The sequence below is a fragment of the Streptomyces sp. NPDC003943 genome, assembly GCF_053605265.1.
In genome coordinates this window covers 1-17,278 of record NZ_JBSGIW010000060.1, presented here as the reverse complement: position 1 = coordinate 17,278, position 17,278 = coordinate 1, and the positions used below count along the sequence as shown (strand labels likewise).

Sequence of the window (17,278 nt, the reverse complement as noted above, 5' to 3'; positions counted from 1 at the left end):
GTCCAGGTCTCGTCCAGGTCCTGAGCAGGTCCTGCTCGGGCGCTGACCGCGCAACAAATTGGCAAAGCGGCGCCGGCGCCGGAAATGAAATCGGACCGGCCGGGTGTTGTCGCCGTTGCGGGGTGCCACGCGCCCTCGCTCGTCATGCCCGACAGTCGTCATGCCCGACAGCGGAAGGACCGCCGACGTGAGCCAGTACGTGTCCCGGTTCGCCGGCACCCTGGCGGCGCCGCCCCGGCTCCGGCTCCCCGGCCGGCACCGCGGCCCGCGCCGCGTGGCCATGCTCAGCGTGCACACCTCGCCCCTGCACCAGCCCGGCACGGGCGACGCGGGCGGCATGAACGTCTACATCGTGGAGCTGGCCAAGCGGCTCGCCGCGATCAACGTCGAGGTCGAGATCTTCACCCGGGCCAACGCCGGCGGCCTGCAACCGGTCGTCGAGCTCGCGCCCGGCGTGCTCGTCCGGCACGTGGACGCGGGGCCGTACGAGGGGCTGGCCAAGGAGGAGCTGCCGGCCCAGCTGTGCGCCTTCACGCACGGCGTGATGCAGGCGTGGGCGGGCCACCGCTCCGGCCACTACGACCTGGTGCACTCGCACTACTGGCTCTCCGGCCATGTCGGCTGGCTCGCCGCCGAGCGCTGGGGCGTCCCGCTCGTCCACACCATGCACACCATGGCCAAGGTGAAGAACGCGGCGCTCGCGGAGGGCGACACTCCCGAGCCCGCGGCCCGGGTGATCGGCGAGACGCAGATCGTCGCGGCGGCCGACCGGCTCATCGCCAACACGGCGGAGGAGGCCGACGAGCTGGCCCGCTTCTACGAGGCCGACCCGGCGAAGATCGCCGTCGTGCACCCCGGGGTCAACCTCGACCACTTCCGGCCGGCCGACGGCCGCGCCGCCGCCCGGGCCCGGCTCGGCCTGCCCCGGGACGCCTTCATCCCCGTCTTCGCCGGCCGCATCCAGCCGCTGAAGGCCCCGGACATCCTGCTGCGCGCCGCGGCCCTGCTGGTGGACCGCGATCCCTCGCTGCGCACGCGCATGGTGGTGCCGGTGGTCGGCGGCCCGAGCGGCAGCGGCCTCGCCAAGCCGGAGGGCCTGCAGAAGCTCGCCGCCAGGCTGGGCATCGCCGATCTCGTGCGCTTCCAGCCGCCGGTCGGCCAGGACCGGCTCGCGGACTGGTTCCGCGCCGCGAGCGTGCTGGTCGTCCCGTCGTACAGCGAGTCCTTCGGCCTGGTCGCCATCGAGGCGCAGGCGGCCGGCACCCCGGTCGTCGCGGCCGCGGTGGGCGGTCTGCCGGTGGCCGTACGGGACGACGTCACCGGCTTCCTCGTCCAGGGCCACGACCCGGTGGACTACGCCAGGGCGCTGGCCCGCTTCGTCGACGAGCCGGAGCTCTCGGCCCGGATGGGCGCGGCGGCGGCCCGGCACGCCGGCTCGTTCGGCTGGGACACGGCGGCGTCGGCGACGGCGGACGTCTACACGGCGGCGATGCACGACCACCGGCTGCGCGATCACCGGGAACAGCGGGAGCACCGCCGTCGCGTACGCTCCCTCCATGGCTGAGGTCGAGGCGGAGCAGGTCCGGCGGATCATCGAGGACACGTTCAAGGACGCGGAACTGGAATGGGAGTCCGCGGAGCCGGGCTCGTACGTGGTGAAACTCCCCGGTACCCGCAAGCTGTTCACGACGCTCTCGCTGCGCGTCGGGAAGCACTCCCTCTCCCTCAACGCCTTCGTCATCCGCCACCCCGACGAGAACGAGGCCGGCGTCCACCGCTGGCTGCTCGAACGCAACCTGAAGCTGTACGGGGTGGGTTACGCGATCGACGGCCTCGGCGACATCTACCTGGCCGGCAAGCTGCCGCTGGCCGCCGTCACCCCCGAGGAGCTGGACCGGCTCCTCGGGTCCGTCCTGGAGGCGGCGGACGGCGACTTCAACACCCTGCTCGAACTGGGCTTCGCGTCGGCGATCCGGCGGGAGTACGAGTGGCGGGTGTCGCGCGGCGAGTCGACCCGTAACCTCGACGCGTTCAGGAACCTGACGCGGAAGCCGGCGAACTGACGCCGGTCGCGTCCCCGGTGCCGCCGGCCGCGGTGACCGACTGATCGGCCGTCTCCGTGGCCGTCTCCGTGGCCTTCTCCGTGGTCTCCTCCACGGTCTTCTCCTCCGCGTCGGCCAGGGCGGCGCGCAGCCGGGTCTGGTAGCCCAGGGCGGCGACGGCGCCGATGACCGCGCAGGCGATCCACAGGACGTCCGGACCGGGCCCGTCGACGATCGCGCCGGCCAGGATCGGCGCGACGAAACCGGCCACCGCCCAGGACATGCCCATGACGCCCTGGTAGCGGCCGCGGGCGTGTTCGGGCGCGAGCCGGGCGGTCGCGGCGGCGTTGGTGGGGACGTGGATCATCTCGCCGATCGTCCAGACGACGACGGTCGCGGCGAAGGCGAGGGAGGAGCCGGCGAGCGCGGTGGCGCCGGTGCCGAGCGCGAAGAGCAGCGAGGAGACGGTGAGCAGCATCGCCGGGGAGCGCTTGTCGGTGAGCTTGTTGACGAGCAGCTGGAAGGCGACGATCACGACGCCGTTGACGGCGATGACGACACCGTACGCGGACGGGTCGAGGCCCTGGCCGGCCATGGTGAGCGGCAGGCCGATCCACGGGGCGGTGAAGACCAGGCAGACGAACAGGTTGAGCATCACCAGGGTGCGGAAGGGCGCGTCGCGCAGGACGGTGCCGATGCTGACCTTCTCCTGCTCCGCGCCGCCGCCGGCCTCGTCCTTCCCGGTCTCCGGGCGGGTCTCGGGCAGCCGGAGGAAGACGATCAGGGCGCACAGGACGGTGGCGACGGCGTCGATGACGAACAGGGTGCGGTAGCCGAGGACGGTCGCGACGCCGCCGCCGATGGCGGCGATGGCGAAGCCGAGGTTGAGGGCCCAGTAGTTGAGGGCGTAGGCGCGGCGGACGTCGTCGGCGGGGACGAGGTCGGCGATGGTGGCGTTGATGGAGGGCCGGACGCCCTGCATGGCGACGCCCATCAGGAGGACGACGGTCGCGATGCTCCAGGCGCTGGTGACGAGCGCGAGCAGCACGGTGCAGGTGGCGGCCGCCAGGTGCATGGTGACCATGGTGGGGCGGCGGCCCCAGCGGTCGGTGAGCATGCCGCCGAGCGGGGAGCCGGCGACGCCGCCGAGGCCGTGGAGGGCGACGACGAGTCCGGCGAACCAGGCGGAGTGGCCGAGCTCCTGCGTGAGGAAGAGGGAGAGGAAGGTCAGGACGAAGGCCCCGGTGCGGTTGACCAGGGTCGACAGCCACAGCCACCAGAAAGCGCCCGGAAGTCCGGAGACCGTCGAGCGCGCTGACCGTCTGAGTGAGTCGATGGACATGGCTGGGCGGCCCCCCTGGTGTGTGCTGGTGCGTGCCGGCGTGTGAACGTCCTGTGTAAGTCCCGCTTACCGTCCTCGTAACTTACGCATCTCATACGCCGGACGCCAGCGAATTGACGGTGCGCGTCAATCGTCGACCGTCGTCTAGGCTCGTACGCATGGCCGACGCACCGTACAAGCTGATCCTCCTCCGCCACGGCGAGAGCGAGTGGAACGCGAAGAACCTGTTCACCGGCTGGGTGGACGTCAACCTCACCGAGAAGGGCGAGAAGGAGGCGGTCCGCGGCGGTGAGCTGCTCAAGGACGCCGGCCTGCTGCCCGACGTGCTGCACACCTCGCTCCAGAAGCGCGCCATCCGCACGGCGCAGCTCGCCCTGGAGGCCGCCGACCGCCACTGGATCCCGGTCCACCGCAGCTGGCGCCTGAACGAGCGCCACTACGGCGCGCTGCAGGGCAAGGACAAGGCGCAGACGCTCGCCGAGTTCGGCGAGGAGCAGTTCATGCTGTGGCGCCGCTCGTACGACACCCCGCCGCCGGCGCTCGCCGACGACAACGAGTACTCGCAGGCCCACGACGCCCGCTACGCCACGATCCCGCCGGAGCTGCGCCCGCAGACCGAGTGCCTCAAGGACGTCGTCCAGCGGATGCTCCCGTACTGGTACGACGGCATCGTCCCGGACCTCCTGGCCGGCCGCACGGTCCTCGTCGCCGCCCACGGCAACAGCCTCCGCGCCCTCGTCAAGCACCTCGACGGCATCTCGGACGCCGACATCGCGGGCCTCAACATCCCGACCGGCATCCCGCTCGCCTACGAGCTGGACGAGAACTTCAAGCCGCTGAAGCCGGGCGGCACGTACCTCGACCCGGAGGCCGCGGCCGCCGCCATCGAGGCCGTGAAGAACCAGGGCAAGAAGTGACCCTGAGCCCCGCCTGAGCCGCGTCTCGGGAAAGCCCCCGGTCCGCCGCCGCCCGTGCGGCGGGCCGGGGGCTTCTTCGTGCTCCGGTGTCGGGACCGTCTCGGATGCGTGACAGAGAGTGGCTGGATATCGCGCACGGGGGTGGCGGGTTGCTACGTTCCGAGCCGGGATGCGGTCCGAGGGCGGCCGTCGCGGAAAGAGGGGGAGTCCCGATGAACGGTCTGCGGCTGAGATCTGTCGGTGTCGCGGTCGCGGCGGTCGCGCTGAGCGCCGCGGTGACCGGGTGTCAGAAGGGCGGGACCGCGAGCGGGGCGGGGTCGGTGGGGAAGCCGAGCGCTCCGGCGAGTTCGGCGCCCGCGGCGACGGAGGCGCCCGCCACGGAGGCGCCGGCCGCGAAGCCGACCGGCGCGCCCGCGCCGAAGCCGACCGTGAAGCCGGTGGCCAAGCTGCCCACCAAGCCGGCCGGGAAGCCGGCGGCGACGCCGACCACGTACCCGGTGAAGAAGCCCGGCGGCGACTGCGTCACCGCCGCGCCGAACCCGGACCATTACGACCCGGACGAGATCGCCCTCTACCGCATCGAAGAGCTTCCCGGAAGCACCGGCAAGGTCAACCTCGTCTTCCAGCACGGCGCCTGGGGCTGCGGCAGCCCGGACAGCGACGGCGCGCCGTTCGTCGTCAGCGGCGAGGAGGCCCGCTGGGCGATGGACCAGGCCGCGTACGTCACCGCGACCAACCCCATCATCGCGAGCACCGAGAACAAGCGGATCGGCGTGCAGGAGCTGATCGACTGGGTGAAGGCGAACCCGAACTCCGGTCTCGTCTTCCGGTACGACGTGGGCGGCGACGGCTCGATCGACAGCCTCCAGGAGGTCTTCACGCCCTGACGCCCGGGGCAGACGGGCGGGACGAGGGGCGCGCTCGGACATTGCGCCGGGCGGGTGACACAGAAACCTTCCGGCGAGCGCGTGCCGCATGCCGGGCGCACGGGGCGCGGTAGAGCTGCGGAGGACCGATGACCCCGGTCCTTCCCCACGCCGACGAAAGAGACCTTCCGTGCGCCTTCGGCACACCCTCGCCGCCGCTTGCGGCGCCCTCGCCCTCACGGCCGTCCTGGCCGCCCCCGCCCACGCCGCCACCGGCGACTTCTCCTACAAGGCGACCGACCTGGGCGGCGGGAACGTCGCCGTCACCCTGCACGAACCCGAGAGCGAGGTCTGCATCACCATCCCGGAGGCCGCCGACCCGGGCTCATCGGAGCCCGCCTTCGCCCCGCACAACGACACGAGCGACTACGCCATCGTCTTCACCGAGCCCGACTGCACCGGCGACTCCTGGCAGCTGCGCCCCCACGGCCGCCCCGCCACCGACGCCCTCAAGCTGCGCTCGGTCGTCTTCCTCACCCCGTGAGCCGTCGCCGCCCCGCCACCACCTGTCGCTGACCAGCCGTGACCCCGGGGGCGCCGTGTCCGCTCGGCGCCCCCGGATATTCGTACGCCAAGATCACCGCGTCTCGCCTAGCCTCGCCCCCATGAGCGATCCCCGCCTTGAGCCGATCACCCCCGAGAACGTCGACGCCGCCCTCGCCCTGCGCGTCCACCCCCACCAGGAGCAGAACGTCGCGCCCGTCGTCCGCTCGCTCGCCGAGGCGTACGCGTACGGGGAGACGGCCTGGCCGCGGCTGATCGTCGACGCGGACGAGATCGTCGGTTTCCTGATGGCGTTCGTGGACATCCAGTGGGACGCCGAGAAGGACCCGGCTGACCGGCGCAGCGGGCTGTGGCGGCTCAACATCGGCGCCGGGCACCAGGGCAAGGGGTACGGGCGGTTCGCCGTCGGGGCCGTGCGCGAGGAGCTGCGGCGGCGCGGGGCGCGGGAGATGTACGTGTCGTGGCACGCCGGGGAGGACGGGCCGGGGGAGTTCTACCGGGGGCTCGGCTTCCTGGAGACCGGTGAGCTCGCCGGGGACCAGATCGTCGGCGTCCTGGGGACGTGACGGCGCGGACCCCGCCCGGAGACCGGGAACAGGGCCCGCAGACGTACGTGACCTCGCTGACCGCTAGCAGCTGCAGCCGCCGCACTGGCACGGCCCGCCGGACTGGCAGCCGCAGCCGCAGCCCGAGCCGCACCCGCAGGCGCCGAGGACGGGCAGGAACTCCGGCTCGCGCGCGGGTTCCTGCTGGAGGTCGGTGATCGGAGCGGATTCGGGCATGGGGTCCCTCCCTGAGAAGGCGTACCTCGCCTCCCCTCCATTCCATGCCCGGGCCCGCCCACCGCACACGGCGCACCGACGGCGCACAGGTGTGCGACCGCCCGCGCCGTAAGCCTTACGCGCCCTCCGGTCGCGCGCCCGCTGCCTACGCGCCCTCGACCGGCGACTCCGCCGGCTGCAGCTCGTCCGCGTGCTCACCCGTCACCAGGTACACCACGCGCTTGGCCACCGACACCGCGTGGTCCGCGAACCGCTCGTAGTAGCGGCCGAGCAGCGTCACGTCCACGGCCGTCTCGATGCCGTGGCTCCAGCGGTCGTCCATCAGGTGCTGGAAGAGCGTCCGGTGCAGCAGGTCCATCTCGTCGTCGTCCTGCTCCAGCTGGAGCGCCAGGTCGACGTCCTTGGTGATGACGACCTCGGCCGCCTTCGCCATCAGGCGCTGCGCCAGCTGGCCCATCTGCAGGACGGTGGCGTGCAGGTCGTTCGGCACCGCGCGGTCCGGGAAGCGCAGCCGGGCCAGCTTGGCCACGTGCTGGGCCAGGTCGCCGGAGCGCTCCAGGTCGGCGCTCATCCGCAGCGAGGTCACCACGATCCGCAGGTCCGTCGCCACCGGCTGCTGCCGGGCGAGCAGCGCTATCGCCCGCGCCTCCAGGTCGTGCTGGAGGTCGTCGACCTTCTGGTCCGCGGCGATCACGCTCTCCGCGAGCTTCAGGTCGGCGTCCAGCATGGCCGTGGTGGCCCGGCCGATCGCGGACCCGACCAGGCGAGCCATCTCGACCAGGCCCTCGCCGATCGAGTCAAGTTCCTCGTGGTACGCGTCCCGCATGGGTGTCCCTTCTCTACGCGATGCTCTGGGATCCGGGTGGTGCTCGATGGTGTCGGACCCCCACGCTCCCACGGTGCGGCCCGTACGCGTACTGCTTCGGCCGGTCTCGTAAACCGGCCCTGTCCTCCAGGTGAACTCTGGGCGACGCACCCCGGGGCGCCGGACAGGCCAAATGAATCGGCACCGTCTCCCCGGTGAACTCTGAGCGACGACTGTTCGAGCAGCCACTCGGACGGCTGGGAGAGTGTCAGCCGACCCGCATAACCTGGTTGGCATGGACGTGAACGCGGCGGTCGCCGCATTGGCCGCTATCGCCGGCGTGTGCACCGGCGTGATCGCCATGCTGGCGTTCCGCTGGAGCGAGCGCGACCAGGCGAGACCCACCCGTACCTCCCTGCACACCGACGCCGTTCTTCCGCCCGGCGTCGACACCGTGCTGTCCGTGCTGCGCTCCTCCGCGGTCGTCCTCGACGAGAGCGACTCCGTGGTGAAGGCCAGCTCGGCGGCGTACGCGCTCGGCCTGGTCCGAGGCGGGAAGCTGGCCGTGGAGCCCATGCTCAACATGGCCCGCGACACCCGCCGTGACGGAGAGATACGACAGGTCGAGCTGGATCTGCCCCGGCGCGGCACCGGCCGCGGCGAGGCCCTCGCGGTCTCCGCCCGGGTCGCCCCGCTGGGGTCGCGGCTCGTGCTGCTGCTGGTCGAGGACCTCACCGAGGCCCGCCGCATCGAAGCCGTACGACGCGACTTCGTCGCCAACGTGAGCCATGAGCTGAAGACCCCGGTCGGCGCGCTCTCGCTGCTCTCCGAGGCGGTCATGGACGCGTCGGACGACCCCGAGGCGGTCACCCGGTTCGCGGGCCGGATGCAGATCGAGGCCACCCGCCTGACCAACCTCGTACAGGAGCTCATCGACCTGTCCCGGGTGCAGAACGACGATCCGCTGGAGGACTCCGAGCCGGTACGGGTGGACGAGCTGGTCGCCGAGGCGATCGACCGCTCCCGGCACACCGCGTCCACCAAGCAGATCACCATGGCCTCCGGGGGAACGGCCGACCTGTTCGTGTGGGGCAGCCGCGGCCAGCTCGCCGCCGCACTCGGCAACCTCGTCGAGAACGCGGTGAACTACTCGCCGGCCCGCACCCGCGTCGGCATCGCCGCGCGCCGCGTCGCGGCGCCCGGCGGCGACCTGATCGAGATAGCGGTGACCGACCAGGGCATCGGCATCTCGGAGAAGGACCGCGAGCGGGTCTTCGAGCGCTTCTACCGGGTCGACCCGGCCCGCTCCCGGGCCACGGGCGGTACGGGACTCGGCCTCGCCATCGTCAAGCACGTGGCCGCCTCGCACGGCGGGGAGGTCACGGTGTGGAGCACCGAGGGCCAGGGCTCGACCTTCACCCTGCGGCTGCCGGAGGCCGGTGCCGCGCGGAACCGCCGCGCGGACGCCGGTGGCCCGGACGACGCCGAGGACGCCGACGGCGCCCACGGCACGCCCCGCTCCGGCGGGTCCGCCGGTTCCCGCCGCGGAAAATTCGCCTCCGCTTCCCCCACCCCTGAACTCATGACCGAACCACTCCCCGCCCCGGAGGTCCTTCCGTGACCCGTGTGCTTGTCGTCGAGGATGAGGAATCCTTCAGCGACGCCCTGTCGTACATGCTCCGCAAGGAGGGCTTCGAGGTCGCCATCGCGGCGACCGGGCCCGACGGCCTCGACGAGTTCGAGCGCAACGGAGCGGACCTGGTCCTCCTCGACCTCATGCTGCCGGGCCTGCCCGGTACCGAGGTGTGCCGCCAGCTGCGCAGCCGCTCGAACGTGCCGGTCATCATGGTGACCGCGAAGGACAGCGAGATCGACAAGGTCGTCGGCCTGGAGATAGGAGCCGACGACTACGTGACGAAGCCCTTCTCCTCGCGGGAGCTGGTCGCCCGCATCCGCGCGGTCCTGCGCCGCCGCGGCGAGCCGGAGGAGGTCACCCCGGCCGCCCTGGAGGCCGGCCCGGTCCGCATGGACGTCGACCGCCACGTGGTCACCGTCGGCGGCGGCAAGGTCGACCTCCCGCTCAAGGAGTTCGACCTCCTGGAGATGCTGCTCCGCAACGCGGGCCGCGTCCTGACCCGCATGCAGCTCATCGACCGCGTCTGGGGCGCCGACTACGTCGGCGACACCAAGACCCTCGACGTCCACGTGAAGCGCCTCCGGGCGAAGATCGAGCCGGATCCTGGTGCGCCGCGGTATCTGGTGACGGTGCGTGGTCTGGGCTACAAGTTCGAGCCGTAGAGCGCGCGTGACGCAGAGCGCGTGTGACGCAGACCGCGCGTGACGCGGTACATGCGTGAAGGGCGCCCCCTCCGGAGAGGGGGCGCCCTTCACGTACGTACGAGGCTCAGTGACCGGCGGCCTGCGTCGAGCCGGTCGTCGGCGTCGCGGTGCCGGACGGCGTCGCGGTGCCGGACGGCGTGGCCGTGCCCGTCGGGCTGGCGGTGCCGGACGGCTTGGCCGAGGACGAGGTCGTGGGAACGGCGACCGGGGGCTTCGGGAGCTCGCTCGGGCCGTACTCCGTGAAGTAGCTCGTCGCCGGGACGACGTACGCGCTCAGGCTCACGTCGCCGGTCTTGCTCAGCTTGAAGACGACCTGCTGCGCGTTGCCGTTCCGGGCCTCGTGCAGGCCGCCCTCGATGACCGCGGACGCGTTGCCCTGGCCGCCGATGACGACGGAGCCGTGGGCGGGGACGACGATCGGGCCGTTGCCCTGGGCCGCCTTGAGCTTCACGGTGCCGACGGTGCCCGGCAGGGTGATCGAGTCGAGGGTCTGGCGGGTCTGGCCGTTGTTGAAGACGGTGGCGGAGACGACCGCCGGGCCGACGGCACCCGGGTCGGGCTGGGTGATGACGAAGGCGTTCTGGACCTTGACGTCGTCGACGGTGACGGCGGCGTTGTCCGGGCGGACCTGGAGCGTCTGCGCGTCATTGCCCGCACCACAGGCGGACAGGGCGGCGATCGAGATCACGACGGCGGTGGCGGCGATGGCGCCGCGTCGAAGGCTGCGGCTCACGGCGGCGGCAACTCCTAGGACGATCGGACAGGCTAAGGAACGGCTAAAGGTGTGTCAGCGGAGTCAGGTTACCGAGCCCCACTCTCCGTGCCGCACCCGACCCGCCCCTCTCCGTGCACCCGCTCCGTTCACCGCCGCGCCGGGAGGGCTCGCGGACGGTTCCCGGACCGGTCGGGAACTCGCCGTCATGGCCGGATCGCGCCGCTATCACCTTCCGTTCACATATCCGTCGTGATCAATTCGCACATTCCCCCGTCCGGCTCCGTCCCGGGGCATTCGAGAAACGCCGTCGGGGGCTCCGGTGATCAATTCGAGAATCCATCCGTACGAGTGATCGATCCTCGAACGGATCGCGTGAAGCAGGACACATCGAACCCGACAAACCGGTACATCCGACACCCTCCATCCCACTCCCGGGCACTGTAACGTGGGTGTTTCTCTGTGTCCGCGCAGCCGCTCCGACCTGCGAATACCGCCTTCCGGAAGCCCTCCGCAGCACGTTCGCGGCGCTGTTGTCAAGCCCCGAGATATGCCCTGACCTGCGAAAACGCCATTCAGAAGAAGCCGTATCCGTGTTACCCTGGATAGCCACGGAAGGGGTACCTGTCACATGACGTTCAAGGTTGGCGACACCGTGGTCTATCCCCATCACGGGGCCGCGCTGATCGAGGCCATCGAAACTCGCCAGATCAAAGGCGTGGACAAGACCTACTTGGTGCTCAAGGTCGCGCAAGGCGACCTGACGGTGCGTGTGCCGGCGGACAACGCGGAGTTCGTCGGAGTTCGCGACGTGGTCGGTCAGGACGGGCTGGACCGGGTCTTCGAGGTGCTGCGCGCGCCGTACGCAGAGGAGCCGACGAACTGGTCCCGTCGCTACAAGGCAAACCTGGAGAAGCTCGCCTCCGGCGATGTCATCAAGGTCGCCGAAGTGGTACGCGACCTGTGGCGTCGCGAGCGCGAGCGCGGACTCTCCGCCGGTGAGAAGCGCATGCTCGCCAAGGCCCGCCAGATCCTGGTGAGCGAGCTGGCCCTCGCGGAGAACACCAACGAGGACAAGGCCGAGGCGCTCCTCGACGAGGTGCTCGCGTCCTGACGCCCGAAGCAGTCTGACGCCTGGCGCAGCCGCCATGCCCAGCATCAATGCCGCGGTGCCCGCCGACGTGCTGTGAATCCCACGATTCCACAGTGCCGTCGCCGGGCACTGCGGCATGTTCGTCTCTCTTTCCCTCTCCCATCCCCTTGCGGCTCTCGCATGGCGACGCCCCGACCGTCGTCACGGAAAGGGCCCGGTCGAGGCGTCGCCATCAGCTTGGTGACGCCATACCCACGTCGCCCGCGGAAACAAACCTGCCGGAGTGCAACCGATGACAGACCAAGCGCGTCATAGTCGAACCGCCGTGGTGATTCCCGCGGCCGGCCGGGGCGTGCGCCTCGGTCCGGGCGCCCCCAAGGCGCTGCGCGCGCTGAACGGCACCCCCATGCTGATCCACGCCGTCCGGGCGATGGCCGCCTCCCGCGCCGTCTCCCTGGTCGTCGTGGTCGCCCCCGCCGACGGTGCCACCGAGGTCAAGAACCTCCTCGACGCCCATGCGCTGCCGGAGCGCACCGACTACGTGGTCGTGCCCGGTGGCGACACCCGCCAGGAGTCCGTCCACCTCGGCCTGAAGGCCGTGCCCGACGACGTCACCACCGTCCTCGTCCACGACGCGGCCCGCCCGCTCGTGCCGGTCGACACCGTCGACGCCGTGATCGAGGCGGTACGGGACGGGGCCGTCGCCGTCGTCCCCGCGCTGCCCGTCGCCGACACCGTCAAGGAGGTCGAGCCGGCCGAGCGGCCCGGCGCCCCCGAGCAGGTCGTCGCCACCCCGGTGCGGGCCCGGCTCCGCGCCGTGCAGACCCCGCAGGGCTTCGACCGCGAGACGCTGGTCAACGCCCACGCCACCGTCGCCCTCACCGGCGATGGCGCCACCGACGACGCAGGCATGGTCGAGAAGCTCGGCGCGCCCGTCGTGGTCGTGCCCGGCCACGAAGAGGCGTTCAAGGTGACCCGCCCCCTCGACCTCGTCCTCGCCGAGGCCGTACTCGCCCGCAGGAGGGCCAACGATGGCTTCTGAGCCCACCCCGCAGACCCCCGTCCTGCCCCGCACCGGGATCGGCACCGACGTCCACGCCTTCGAGAAGGGGCGCGAGCTGTGGTGCGCCGGGCTGCTGTGGGAGGGCGAGGAGTACGGACTGGCCGGGCACTCCGACGGTGACGTCGCCGCCCACGCCGCCTGCGACGCGCTCTTCTCCGCCGCCGGCATCGGCGACCTCGGCGCCCACTTCGGCACCTCCCGGCCCGAGTGGTCCGGCGCCTCCGGCGTCACCCTGCTCGCCGAGGCGGCCAGGATCGTCCGCGCCGAGGGGTACGAGATCGGCAACATCGCCGTCCAGGTCGTCGGCGTCCGCCCCAAGGTCGGCAAGCGCCGCGACGAGGCACAGAAGGCGCTGAGCGAGGCGGCCGGCGCGCCGGTCTCCGTCTCCGGCACCACCACCGACGGCCTCGGCCTCACCGGCCGCGCGGAGGGCCTGGCCGCTCTCGCGACGGCGCTCGTCTATCCCGTACAGCGCTAGAAGCACCGGACGACGGGAAAAAAGCGCCCCGTGATCCCGAAGGGGTCGCGGGGCACTGCCCCCCGCCCACTACCCTGGTGTGGTGACCATTCGCCTGTACGACACCAGCGCCCGGCAGATCCGTGACTTCACCCCGATCAAGCCGGGCTGCGTCTCGATCTACCTGTGTGGCGCGACCGTGCAGGCCGCCCCGCACATCGGGCACATCCGCTCGGGCCTGAACTTCGACATCATGCGCCGCTGGTTCGACTACCGCGGCTACGACGTCACGTTCATCCGGAACGTCACCGACATCGACGACAAGATCATCAAGAAGGGCGCCGAGCAGGGCCGCCCCTGGTGGTCGATCGGCTACGAGAACGAGCGCGCGTTCAACGACGGTTACCACGCGCTCGGCTGCCTGCCGCCCACGTACGAGCCCCGCGCCACCGGCCATGTCACCGAGATGGTCGAGATGATGCGCGGCCTCATCGAGCGCGGCCACGCCTACGAGGCCGACGGCAGCGTCTACTTCGACGTGCGCTCCTTCCCGGGCTACCTGGAGCTGTCCAACCAGGACATCGACGACCTGCGCCAGCCCTCCGAGGAGGGCATCACCGGCAAGCGCGACCCGCGCGACTTCGCCATGTGGAAGGCGACCAAGCCGGGCGAGCCCGACTGGGAGACGCCGTGGGGCCGCGGCCGTCCGGGCTGGCACCTGGAGTGCTCGGCGATGGCCCACAAGTACCTGGGCTCCGCCTTCGACATCCACGGCGGCGGTCTCGACCTGATCTTCCCGCACCACGAGAACGAGATCGCGCAGGCCAAGGCCTTCGGCGACGACTTCGCCCAGTACTGGGTGCACAACGCCTGGGTCACCATGAGCGGCGAGAAGATGTCGAAGTCGCTGGGCAACAGCGTCCTCGTCTCCGAGATGGTGAAGAACTGGCGCCCGATCGTCCTGCGCTACTACCTGGGCACCCCGCACTACCGGTCGATGATCGAGTACAGCGAGGAGTCCCTGCGCGAGGCCGAGGCCGCCTTCGGCCGCATCGAGGGCTTCGTGCAGCGCGCCACCGAGAAGGCCGGGGCGCCCGTCGCCCCCGCCGCCGAGGTGCCGCCGGCCTTCGCCGAGGCCATGGACGACGACCTGGGCGTGCCGCACGCGCTGGCGATCATCCACACCACGGTCCGCCAGGGCAACAGCGCACTGGCCGCCGACGACAAGGACGAGGCGATCGCCCGCCTCGCCGAGGTCCGCGCCATGCTCGGCGTCCTCGGTCTGGACCCGCTCGACCCGCACTGGGCCGAGGAGACCGACCGCGGCGAGGAGCTGCACGGCGTCGTCGACACCCTGGTCCGGCTCGTGCTCGACCAGCGCCAGTCGGCGCGCGAGCGCAAGGACTGGGCGACCGCCGACGCCATCCGAGACCAGCTGAACCAGTCCGGCCTCGCCATCGAGGACAGCCCCGACGGCCCCCGCTGGTCGATCGCCAACCGCTAGGAAACCGGCCACAGCGCCGACGAATGTGCCGTCCGGGGGCCCGGGCGGCACACTTCACTTACAGACTTTTGTACGAACGCAGGCAGAGGAAACAGATAGCCATGGCCGGGAACAGCCAGCGCAGGGGACGCCGGACGTCCAACAAGAAGGGCGCGACGATCGGCAGCGGTGGCCAGCGGCGCAAGGGCCTCGAAGGCAAGGGCCCGACGCCCAAGGCCGAGAACCGCAAGGGCCACAAGGCGTACCGCGTCTCCAACGCGATGGCCCGGAACGCGGCCAAGCGCAAGCCCGTCGCCCGCCGCGGCGGCAAGGGCCAGTCGGAGATGGTCGTCGGCCGCAACCCGGTCTTCGAGGCGCTGCGCGACGGCGTGCCCGCCACCACGCTCTACGTCCAGCAGTTCATCGACAACGACGAGCGCGTGCGCGAGGCCCTGAACCTCGCCACCGGCCGCGGCAACATCAACATCATGGAGGCGCCGCGCCCCGAGCTGGACCGGATGACGAACGGCCTCAACCACCAGGGCCTCGTCCTCCAGGTCCCGCCGTACGAGTACGCGCACCCCGAGGACCTCGCCGAGGCGGCCTACGACGACCACGAGGACCCGCTGATCGTCGCCCTCGACGGCGTCACCGACCCGCGCAACCTCGGCGCCGTCGTCCGTTCCGTCTCCGCGTTCGGCGGCCACGGCGTGGTCGTGCCCGAGCGGCGCGCGGCCGGCATGACCGCGGGCGCCTGGAAGACCTCGGCCGGCACCGCCGCCCGTACGCCGGTGGCCCGCGCCACCAACCTGACCCGCTGTCTGGAGCAGTACCAGAAGGCCGGTCTCACGGTCGTCGGCCTCTCGGCGGACGGCGACACCGAGGTGCACGAGCTGGAGGCGCTCTCCGGTCCGGTCGTCATCGTGGTCGGCTCCGAGGGCAAGGGCCTGTCCCGGCTGGTCGGCGAGACCTGCGACTTCCTCGTCCGCATCCCGATGCCGGGTGGCGCCGAGTCGCTGAACGCCGGTGTCGCGGCGGGCGTGGTGCTGTACGAGGCGGCCCGCCGCCGCATGCGCTGAGCCCGTGCACGCAGAGAAGGGCTGACCCGAAAGGGTTAACCGCCCCGGCCGTGATCTTGACGGGCCTCGGACATTTCGAGGCCGTCAAGGCAGTGTCCTAACCGCGCGTCACTCGGTTAGATGAGTGTGGACACCAGAACGCCCCGGCCGGGGTTCGACGATCAGCCCGCGCTGAGCATGGTCAAGGTGGATTCCGATCCCGCCCAGGTGATCGTGAACCACGCCAGCTTCCGTGTGCGGCTCGCGCCGGCCCACCAGCCGAAGTTCGCCGCGAACCCCCGTATCGCCGCGCTCGCCGGAGCCGCCGGGCTCGCCGCGGGCGCCGGCGCGGCCGCGGGCCGGCGCCGGCCCGTCGTATGGACCGGCAAGTCGGCCTCCGGCACGACCGGTCTGCTCCAGGCCGTGCGCACGGTCTCCGGTGGCGCGGTCTCCACGCTGGAGCCGACCACCCAGACCATCCCGCGCGTCACCGACACCATGCCCACCCCCGTGGTGCCGCCCCGCACCGCGCCGCCCAGCGCCCCGCTGCTGCCGCCGATGCGGCGCGCCGAGGGGGCGTACGACGACCTGTACGCCATCGAGCCCGACGCGTACGACGGCCCCGGCACCGGCCAGGGCGACCCGGACGCCGACCGGGCCGGCGCCCAGCGGCACGGCTCGGCGTGGACATCAGCCGCCGCGGCAGGAGTCCGGCACGCCTACTACCCGGGCCGCCGGATGAACCTCGGCGTGGTGCTCCTGCCCCTCCGGGTCTTCCTCGGCTTCATCTCCATCTACGCCGGCATGGGCAAGCTCTGCGACCCCGTCTACTTCGACGGTGGCGAGCGCGGCTCCATGGTCAAGTGGCTGCACTCGCTGCACCCGTGGCCCCTGGCCGAGCCGCTGCGCGACTTCGCCCTCCAGCACCCGGTCGGCGCCGGCCTGACCGTCGCCTTCCTCCAGGTCGTCGTCGGCGTCCTCACCGTCCTCGGCCTGTGGCAGCGGGTCGCGGCGGTCGTCGGCGCGCTGCTCTCGGCCGCGCTCATCCTCACCGTCAGCTGGAAGACCGTCCCGGTCTACGACTCGGCGGACATCATCTACCTGGCCGCGTGGTCGCCGCTGATCATCGCGGGCGCCCCGGTCTACTCGATCGACGGGCGCCTGGCCGGCGAGGCCTGGCGCACCCTGGGGCCGCGCTCCGAGCTGTGGGAGCTGCGCCGCCGGGTGCTGCGCCGCGGCACGGTCATCGCGGCCGTCGTCGTCGGCCTCACGCTGCTCGTCGGCTCGATGCTCGGCGGGGCCGTGCGGTCCACGACGATGGTCACCGTGCCCGGCCCGGACGAGGACCCGGTCAACCACCTGCCGGGTCAGCCGCTCCCCAAGGAGCGCGGCACGACCGGCGCCTCCCGCAAGGCGGCCACGAGCCCGAAGCCCTCGGCGACGACCGGCGCGAGCGGCGAGAAGGAGAAGACCGCGGAGGCGAAGCCGACGGAGTCGGCGCGCGAGACCACCCGCACCGAGCGGCGCAGCCCGTCGGCGACGACCACCCGCAGCCCCAGTCAGACGCGCACGACGGCGCCGTCCTCGTCCACCACGGACTCCACCTCGGGCGGCACCAGCGGTACGCCGACGAGCGGGAGCACCAGCGGCTCGACGGACGGCGGTTCGACGTCGGGCGGGGCGCGGAACCCGATCGGCGGCCTGCTGGGCTAGTCCCCGGGAACGGCGAAGGGCCCCGGGTGTCGACGGACACC

19 protein-coding genes are annotated in these 17,278 nt (G+C 71.8%); 14 read left to right on the top strand and 5 right to left on the bottom strand.

Annotation, left to right across the window (positions count from 1 at the left end; translation table 11 throughout):
* The first annotated feature begins 187 nt into the window (after positions 1-187).
* A complete protein-coding gene (gene mshA, locus ACWEV0_RS23440) occupies positions 188-1,564 on the top strand; it encodes a D-inositol-3-phosphate glycosyltransferase (RefSeq protein WP_453151363.1) in 1,377 nt (458 codons plus the stop codon).
* Complete coding sequence (locus ACWEV0_RS23435; protein ID WP_453151362.1) at positions 1,557-2,063, top strand: YbjN domain-containing protein; 507 nt, start codon at positions 1,557-1,559, stop codon at positions 2,061-2,063. Before mshA ends, ACWEV0_RS23435 begins: the two co-directional genes overlap by 8 nt.
* Here ACWEV0_RS23435 and ACWEV0_RS23430 read toward each other — a convergent pair.
* Positions 2,032-3,384, bottom strand: a complete 1,353-nt coding sequence (locus ACWEV0_RS23430) for an MDR family MFS transporter (protein ID WP_453151361.1) — start codon at positions 3,382-3,384, stop codon at positions 2,032-2,034. The two genes, ACWEV0_RS23435 and ACWEV0_RS23430, sit on opposite strands and share 32 nt — an antisense overlap.
* A 158-nt stretch (positions 3,385-3,542) precedes the next feature.
* Here ACWEV0_RS23430 and ACWEV0_RS23425 point away from each other — a divergent pair, with 158 nt between their 5' ends.
* Positions 3,543-4,301 carry a phosphoglyceromutase gene (locus ACWEV0_RS23425; RefSeq protein WP_403799880.1) on the top strand — a complete coding sequence of 253 codons (759 nt, stop codon included), beginning with the start codon at positions 3,543-3,545 and terminating at the stop codon, positions 4,299-4,301.
* Positions 4,302-4,587: 286 nt separating this feature from the next.
* On the opposite strand, the gene ACWEV0_RS23420 is transcribed toward ACWEV0_RS23425, so the two are convergent.
* Positions 4,588-4,746 carry a hypothetical protein gene (locus tag ACWEV0_RS23420; protein ID WP_453151360.1) on the bottom strand — a complete coding sequence of 53 codons (159 nt, stop codon included), beginning with the start codon at positions 4,744-4,746 and terminating at the stop codon, positions 4,588-4,590.
* Here ACWEV0_RS23420 and ACWEV0_RS23415 point away from each other — a divergent pair.
* From ACWEV0_RS23415 to ACWEV0_RS23405, 3 genes are all read left to right on the top strand, one after another.
* Complete coding sequence (locus tag ACWEV0_RS23415; RefSeq protein ID WP_453151358.1) at positions 4,739-5,188, top strand: hypothetical protein; 450 nt, start codon at positions 4,739-4,741, stop codon at positions 5,186-5,188. The genes ACWEV0_RS23420 and ACWEV0_RS23415 overlap by 8 nt on opposite strands.
* 169 nt (positions 5,189-5,357) lie before the next feature.
* A complete protein-coding gene (locus ACWEV0_RS23410) occupies positions 5,358-5,711 on the top strand; it encodes a hypothetical protein (RefSeq protein WP_453151357.1) in 354 nt (117 codons plus the stop codon).
* A 121-nt stretch (positions 5,712-5,832) separates the two neighbouring features.
* Positions 5,833-6,297: a GNAT family N-acetyltransferase gene (locus ACWEV0_RS23405; protein ID WP_453151355.1), complete on the top strand. Its 465-nt coding sequence runs from the start codon at positions 5,833-5,835 to the stop codon at positions 6,295-6,297.
* 63 nt (positions 6,298-6,360) lie between these two features.
* Here the strand turns inward: ACWEV0_RS23405 and ACWEV0_RS23400 are convergent, their stop codons facing one another.
* Positions 6,361-6,513, bottom strand: coding sequence for a hypothetical protein (locus tag ACWEV0_RS23400; RefSeq protein WP_453151354.1), 153 nt, complete (start codon positions 6,511-6,513; stop codon positions 6,361-6,363).
* Positions 6,514-6,658: 145 nt separating this feature from the next.
* Positions 6,659-7,339 (bottom strand): phosphate signaling complex protein PhoU, encoded by a 681-nt coding sequence (gene phoU, locus ACWEV0_RS23395; RefSeq protein WP_389205180.1) that lies wholly within the window; start codon positions 7,337-7,339, stop codon positions 6,659-6,661.
* Positions 7,340-7,613: 274 nt separating this feature from the next.
* Here phoU and ACWEV0_RS23390 point away from each other — a divergent pair, with 274 nt between their 5' ends.
* Positions 7,614-8,939 carry a sensor histidine kinase gene (locus tag ACWEV0_RS23390; protein ID WP_453151353.1) on the top strand — a complete coding sequence of 442 codons (1,326 nt, stop codon included), beginning with the start codon at positions 7,614-7,616 and terminating at the stop codon, positions 8,937-8,939.
* A complete protein-coding gene (locus tag ACWEV0_RS23385; protein WP_403799863.1) occupies positions 8,936-9,616 on the top strand; it encodes a response regulator in 681 nt (226 codons plus the stop codon). Before ACWEV0_RS23390 ends, ACWEV0_RS23385 begins: the two co-directional genes overlap by 4 nt.
* A 106-nt stretch (positions 9,617-9,722) precedes the next feature.
* Here the strand turns inward: ACWEV0_RS23385 and ACWEV0_RS23380 are convergent, their stop codons facing one another.
* Positions 9,723-10,391, bottom strand: a complete 669-nt coding sequence (locus ACWEV0_RS23380; RefSeq protein WP_453151352.1) for a DUF461 domain-containing protein — start codon at positions 10,389-10,391, stop codon at positions 9,723-9,725.
* 610 nt (positions 10,392-11,001) lie between these two features.
* Between ACWEV0_RS23380 and ACWEV0_RS23375 the strand changes: the two genes are divergently transcribed.
* From ACWEV0_RS23375 to ACWEV0_RS23350, 6 genes are all read left to right on the top strand, one after another.
* Positions 11,002-11,484, top strand: coding sequence for a CarD family transcriptional regulator (locus ACWEV0_RS23375; RefSeq protein WP_003953493.1), 483 nt, complete (start codon positions 11,002-11,004; stop codon positions 11,482-11,484).
* A 271-nt stretch (positions 11,485-11,755) separates the two neighbouring features.
* Entirely contained in the window at positions 11,756-12,505 is a 750-nt protein-coding gene (ispD, locus tag ACWEV0_RS23370) for a 2-C-methyl-D-erythritol 4-phosphate cytidylyltransferase (RefSeq protein WP_453151350.1), read from the top strand.
* The gene (gene ispF / locus ACWEV0_RS23365) at positions 12,495-13,004 is read left to right on the top strand and encodes a 2-C-methyl-D-erythritol 2,4-cyclodiphosphate synthase (RefSeq protein WP_451605322.1); all 510 of its coding nucleotides are present in this window, start codon (positions 12,495-12,497) and stop codon (positions 13,002-13,004) included. Before ispD ends, ispF begins: the two co-directional genes overlap by 11 nt.
* 82 nt (positions 13,005-13,086) lie before the next feature.
* Positions 13,087-14,487: a cysteine--tRNA ligase gene (cysS, locus tag ACWEV0_RS23360; protein WP_451605323.1), complete on the top strand. Its 1,401-nt coding sequence runs from the start codon at positions 13,087-13,089 to the stop codon at positions 14,485-14,487.
* 101 nt (positions 14,488-14,588) lie between these two features.
* Entirely contained in the window at positions 14,589-15,545 is a 957-nt protein-coding gene (gene rlmB / locus ACWEV0_RS23355) for a 23S rRNA (guanosine(2251)-2'-O)-methyltransferase RlmB (protein WP_453151349.1), read from the top strand.
* A gap of 120 nt (positions 15,546-15,665) precedes the next feature.
* Positions 15,666-17,237: a DoxX family membrane protein gene (locus ACWEV0_RS23350; protein WP_453151348.1), complete on the top strand. Its 1,572-nt coding sequence runs from the start codon at positions 15,666-15,668 to the stop codon at positions 17,235-17,237.
* The last annotated feature ends 41 nt before the right edge of the window (positions 17,238-17,278 follow it).